The organism is Mesorhizobium sp. M4A.F.Ca.ET.050.02.1.1, assembly GCF_003997725.1.
GTDB lineage: Bacteria > Pseudomonadota > Alphaproteobacteria > Rhizobiales > Rhizobiaceae > Mesorhizobium.
The window spans coordinates 1-5,047 of the sequence record NZ_RZSG01000440.1; the positions used below are offsets into that span (position 1 = coordinate 1).

8 protein-coding genes are annotated in these 5,047 nt (G+C 61.0%); 2 read left to right on the top strand and 6 right to left on the bottom strand.

The window, feature by feature from the left end; all coding sequences use genetic code 11:
- Window positions 1-100: 100 nt before the first annotated feature.
- Window positions 101-295, bottom strand: coding sequence for a hypothetical protein (locus EOA33_RS23840; protein ID WP_126055200.1), 195 nt, complete (start codon window positions 293-295; stop codon window positions 101-103).
- A 168-nt stretch (window positions 296-463) separates the two neighbouring features.
- Between EOA33_RS23840 and EOA33_RS23845 the strand changes: the two genes are divergently transcribed.
- A complete protein-coding gene (locus EOA33_RS23845; RefSeq protein ID WP_126055199.1) occupies window positions 464-733 on the top strand; it encodes a hypothetical protein in 270 nt (89 codons plus the stop codon).
- Window positions 734-741: 8 nt separating this feature from the next.
- On the opposite strand, the gene EOA33_RS23850 is transcribed toward EOA33_RS23845, so the two are convergent.
- From EOA33_RS23850 to EOA33_RS23870, 5 genes are all read right to left on the bottom strand, one after another.
- Entirely contained in the window at window positions 742-1,287 is a 546-nt protein-coding gene (locus EOA33_RS23850; protein ID WP_126055198.1) for a PAS domain-containing protein, read from the bottom strand.
- A gap of 464 nt (window positions 1,288-1,751) precedes the next feature.
- A complete protein-coding gene (locus EOA33_RS23855; RefSeq protein WP_127406739.1) occupies window positions 1,752-2,210 on the bottom strand; it encodes a GFA family protein in 459 nt (152 codons plus the stop codon).
- A gap of 125 nt (window positions 2,211-2,335) precedes the next feature.
- Window positions 2,336-2,629, bottom strand: coding sequence for a hypothetical protein (locus tag EOA33_RS23860; protein WP_126055196.1), 294 nt, complete (start codon window positions 2,627-2,629; stop codon window positions 2,336-2,338).
- A gap of 38 nt (window positions 2,630-2,667) precedes the next feature.
- Complete coding sequence (locus tag EOA33_RS23865) at window positions 2,668-2,835, bottom strand: Thivi_2564 family membrane protein (protein WP_126055195.1); 168 nt, start codon at window positions 2,833-2,835, stop codon at window positions 2,668-2,670.
- 130 nt (window positions 2,836-2,965) lie between these two features.
- On the bottom strand, window positions 2,966-3,304 hold the full coding sequence (locus EOA33_RS23870) for a hypothetical protein (protein ID WP_126055194.1): 339 nt from the start codon (window positions 3,302-3,304) through the stop codon (window positions 2,966-2,968).
- 244 nt (window positions 3,305-3,548) lie between these two features.
- Between EOA33_RS23870 and EOA33_RS23875 the strand changes: the two genes are divergently transcribed.
- Window positions 3,549-4,943, top strand: coding sequence for a PAS domain S-box protein (locus tag EOA33_RS23875; protein ID WP_245482420.1), 1,395 nt, complete (start codon window positions 3,549-3,551; stop codon window positions 4,941-4,943).
- The last annotated feature ends 104 nt before the right edge of the window (window positions 4,944-5,047 follow it).

Below are 5,047 nucleotides of genomic sequence, written 5' to 3' on the forward strand. Positions count from 1 at the left end.
GATCCAGAGCGCGTCCTGCCTAACCGAACGCGCTCAAGCTAAGTCTAATGATTGATGCATCTTCGTCCCAAAACCGCTACGCACTTTTGGTCGACATGCATCAGCCCTTGGCGCGGCGGCCGTCGCTCTCATGGTTCCCGATCCAGTGCGCGCGGATGCGGTCGCTGGTTTCGAGATAGGCCATGTCGATCAGATAGGTCAGAAGCTTCTCGCCATCGGCTTCAGCTTTCTGGCGCAGTTCCCTCAAGATCCCCTGCGCGAACTGCAGGTTTTCCATTTTGCTCGGCTGGTCCATCGGTGCCCCCAATGTCTGCGTGGGAAGTGTGGCTGACTGTTGCTTGCATCAAGATTGTGGAGAGACTCGCGGTGAAGCTGTATTTGGTTGTATCCCTGCGCGATCAACGAAGCTGTTGGACATTCCTCGGAAATGTCGATATTTTGCGCGACCAATCGGACCGCGACGATGCACGAAGACGAGGGCAGCACTCCTGAAAAGTTGCAAGCCATGCTGGACGTGATCGCCAGGAACGGCCCCTCGAGGCATAGCGAACAGGCCGACATCGGCAAGCTGAAGGCCGACGCGGCCACTGCAGCCGCGGTGCTGGTCGAATTCTACGGCGATACGGCGCTCGAACGCGCCAGACTGCTCGAACGTCGCTCGCCGCAGTCGCATTTCGCCCGCATGGTGACGGCCGAAATCAGCAAGCAAGGCAGGACGCCGCCCAGAGGCTAGGGTGCGCGCTAGGACGATTTGCGCCTCCTCGATCCGCCGCCAAGACGCAGTTGCACCTCTTCCTGGGCATTGTCGAGCAGGTAGAAGAGCAGGGTGTGTCCGATCGATTGCGAGATTTCCTTGGCCTGCTCGATATGCCGGTGGATTTCGCGCAAGGAGGCCTCCTCTGTATCCTCCTCCTGTGTCAGATCGACGAACCAGCCGGGATAGAGAGCTGCTTCTCCAAGGTTGTCGACATAGCACTGGCCGACCGCCAGGATCTTGCGAAGGCCCATCTTTTCCGAACGGACTTTGTAGACCTCCCGGAAACTCGACCTGCGCTCCACCGCCCGGCGAATCGCTACATGGACCCGGAGCCGATCCTCGGCCTCGATGCTTTCCATGCATCTTTCAAGTGGCGCGCCATGGGAGAATTCCTCAAGCGTGAGCCCGAAATAGTCGGAAAGGTTGGCGTCACCGTAGACACGGTTTCGCTTGATGTCCCAGGTCCAGAACCCGTCGATCGGAGGATATCGCAGATGAACGCCGCGCCCCCCTTCAGGTACCGCAGTCATGAAAACCGCCCCGTTCGGTTTCAAGATTCGCAACAGTATGTAACATGAACCAAAAGAAACAAGGTGGCCTTTTGTACAAGACCGCCCAAAATCACGATGCGTCAGCTTTGACTGCTACTTGGGTGGCGTAGTTGACGCACTGAAAAAAATAACTTTGAGCGAATTTTCTTTCATCGAAAGAATGTCTGGGCCGGTAGCGCAACCATAACTTGGTACTTCACTAGATAACCAAGCTATGTGAGTCGTAATACATATCAAAGGTTGTACCGCCCGGCCCGGAAAACATACCGCGCGTCCTTCGATTCTGGAAGGCCGACGCGGCAATGTTGGGAGCGTTGCCTGAGCCGCGCCGGCCAAAGCGGTTTCCAATAGGTCCACCGCAAGTCGAATCTTAACTGAGCATGGTACCCGCGGCAAACCGACCATCGGTTGCAAAATGCAAGTTGGCCATCCTGGCTGCAGGTTCAGGCTGCGCTGCGGGTCGATTCCCCGTCGCCCTCCGCGGCTATGCGTGCTTCGCCTTCGTCAGCCGCCTCGCCTTCGGTCCGGTCGTGTCCGAACTGATGGGCGCCGGGCAGGGGCTGCAGCCAGTGCTCTCGGCGCACCGTCCACAACTCGTATTTCGGTTCAAGCTCCGTCGGCGCCACATCGAGACTGCCAAGCATCACTTCGGCCTCCTCTTCGCCGACCGATGTGACACGGCCGCCGCAGGTCGGGCAGAAGCTCCTGCCGCCATAGGTGCTGACGATGCCGGTCGTCTCGAACGCCTCAAGCGGCCAGATTCCGAAAGCCTGGTAGACCGATCCGCTGGTCTTGCGGCAATCCTTGCAATGGCAAAGTCCGACCCGAAGCGGCTCGCCGGTGACCGAGAACTGGACGCCGCCGCACAGGCAGCTGCCGCTGCGCCTGATATCGCTGGACATGGCTGTTCCTCCTGGTTCGCGCCGCTCTGCTGGCCGCGACAACACGTCGAAATGTTCGACCCCGAATCAATTCGCGCGAAGGGCAACGGTTCCACGCATCCGTTGCGAGAACGACGAGGCCATATTTAGTTGGGAAAATTGAACACTGGCTCCTGGCAGCGGTAGACGCGGCACTGGCCGTCACGCGCCGGAACGGAGGCGGCTGTCGGCACCTCAGGCCAGTCGCACTCATTGCCGTACTGCCGCACATAGCGGTCGTAGGTGTTCTGTCCCGTGGTCAGCACGGCCGCGCGATGGCCCTGGATCAGGGACCGCACCTGTTCGCAGCTCATTGTACGGGTATCGAGGCGGGCGTGGGCTGTGGCCGTGAAGGCAAGCACCATCGTGCCGGCAATCCATGCGATCGAACTGGTTTTCATCGGGGAGCCTCGGCTGGACATCTTCCCCTCGGGAAGGGCTAGAAAACAGCCAGATACTTCAACAGTGAAATGATGCCAATGATGATGACGACGATCTGCGCGATCTGTCGCGTGCGGCCGTCGAGCGGCAGGCGCTGGACGAGGAAGAGCACGAGGATGATCACCAGGAAGGTGATCAGGATGCCGATGAGAGCCGATAGAGCCACGTCCTCTCTCCCAGGTTGTTTCGGAACTCAATACATCCTGGAAACGCCGCTGCTGCAAGGTCGGTTCCCCGCGGGAACCGGCGGAGGCCGCGAAGTCGTTGTCCGCGGCCGCCGAACGGCGATGCGCCGGTTACTTGCCGCAGTGGTTGTCGTTCACCGTCGGCGCGCTTGTCCCGGGCGATGTCCCGCTTGCGTCAGGCTGCGCGCCCTGCGGGCCGACAGGGCAGTTCTGATCGGGGGTTGGGCTCGTCGCATACGTGGCCATGCCGTCTATGCTGTAGGTCGGCGTGGGATCGACGGCATCGGGGTCGTTCAGGTCGACCGTATTGGGGCCAGTGGGGTCGACAACGACCGATTTTCCGCTGCCGTCGACCATGCCTGAGCCGGCCGTGTCGCCGGCGGTCTGGGCCATCGCCGATGTACCGAGGCCAAGCGTCAGCATGGTGGCTGCGAGGATTCTCATGGTCATGGCTGTCTCCATTTGGTTGCAGTTTCGTCGTGTCGCGACTTTTGGGGGAACCGCTCGCGCTGGTGATGGTTCCCTCACATATTCATTTGGAGGTGGCAGACAGTTCCCGCCCTTGACGACTCTGCAAGCGTAGCCGGGAACTGGCGATCGCCGGCCGGCCGGCGACGCGTTGCCGGGGAACCGAAATCCCTCACGCGCATTCCTTGTCGAGTTAATTTTGCGGTATCGAAAGGCGAGGGGGTCGGTGGACACGATTGAACATGGCGGCATCGGGCTTCCAGGCGCCCATGCCGTCGATCTGCTGCGGGCGCTGCCAGTCGCCGTCTACACCACCGATAAGCAGGGCCTCATCACTTTCTTCAACGAAGCCGCGGCCGAACTTTGGGGGCATCGTCCCGTGCTCAACGAGGATCGGTGGTGCGGGTCATGGAAGCTGCGTCATCTCGACGGGAGCAAGATGGCGCATGAAGAATGCCCGATGGCCATTGCCTTGCGCGAAGAAAAGGACGTTCGCTGGGGGCGGGCGATAGCCGAGCGGCCCAACGGAGAACTCATCCCATTCAGCGCGCATCCCGTCCTGCTTCGCAATGAGGCCGGCGATACGATCGGCGCAATCACCACCTTGCTTGACCTGCGCACGCAGACGATGGCGGACGAAGCCCGCACGCGGCTTGCCTCCATTGTCGAGTCATCGGTGGATGCGATCGTTTCAAAGGACATAAACGGCATCATCACCAGCTGGAACGACGCGGCGCAGCGCCTCTTTGGCTACACGCCGGCGGAGGCGATCGGCCGGCCGGTGACGATCCTTATTCCGCCCGACCATCTGGACGAGGAGGTCTCGATCATCACCCGCATTCGCGCCGGCGAGGTCGTGCCGTCCTACGAGACGGTGCGCCAGCGCAAGGACGGCACGCGCATTCCCGTTTCGCTGACAGTCTCGCCGATACGCGACGGCATCGGCAGGATTGTCGGCGCGTCCAAGATTGCGCGCGACATCAGCTCTCACAAGGAGAGCGAACGGCGCATCCGCCTGCTCATGCGCGAGGTCAACCATCGCGTAAAGAACCAGTACTCGGTCATCATCTCGATGATCCGAGAGACGAGCAAGCAGGCAAGCACCCCGGAGGTCTTTCTGGACCAGGTACGCGAACGCATCCTGGCGCTTTCGGAATCGCACGATCTGCTTGTCAATGCTGAGTGGCGCGGCGCGACGGTTGCCGAGCTGGTCGAGGCGCAGGTAAGGGTCTTCGCGGCGCAGTCGCGCCTGTCGGCAAAGGGGCCGGTGATCATGCTCAAGCCGAACGCCGTCCAATATCTCGGCATCGCCTTCCACGAACTGGCGACAAATTCGGCAAAGTACGGCGTCCTGTCTCACCCGGTCGGGCAGGTCGAGATCGAATGGGCCATAACCACCGGCGCGAATGGCGAGGAGGTCTTTGGCCTGGTCTGGCACGAGCACGATGGACCGCCCTTGGATGGAGAGAAACGTCGCGGATTCGGCTCGGTTGTGCTGAAACGGATCACGCCGCAGGCGCTGGGCGGTACCGGACAGCTGGAGTTCGGCGAGCACGGTGTAAGCTGGAAGCTTGAAGCGCCTTTGCGATACGTGAAAAACTCTCTTGACGAGATGGATTGACGGCGCGGCCGGCCGAAACCACGCGCTGGCAATCCTATCCTTACTCGGAAACCGGCGCCGGACAGGGTCCCTCAGCCACCTCGACGACGAGCGCGCAATCGAAC

Bases quoted from the DNA above. Each gene is read 5' to 3' on its own strand.
- EOA33_RS23840 (WP_126055200.1), bottom strand. From the start codon at position 295: ATGGACCAGCCGAGCAAAATGGAAAACCTGCAGTTCGCGCAGGGGATC.
- EOA33_RS23845 (WP_126055199.1), top strand. From the start codon at position 464: ATGCACGAAGACGAGGGCAGCACTCCTGAAAAGTTGCAAGCCATGCTG.
- EOA33_RS23850 (WP_126055198.1), bottom strand. From the start codon at position 1,287: ATGACTGCGGTACCTGAAGGGGGGCGCGGCGTTCATCTGCGATATCCT.
- EOA33_RS23860 (WP_126055196.1), bottom strand. From the start codon at position 2,629: ATGAAAACCAGTTCGATCGCATGGATTGCCGGCACGATGGTGCTTGCC.
- EOA33_RS23870 (WP_126055194.1), bottom strand. From the start codon at position 3,304: ATGACCATGAGAATCCTCGCAGCCACCATGCTGACGCTTGGCCTCGGT.
- EOA33_RS23855 (WP_127406739.1), bottom strand. From the start codon at position 2,210: ATGTCCAGCGATATCAGGCGCAGCGGCAGCTGCCTGTGCGGCGGCGTC.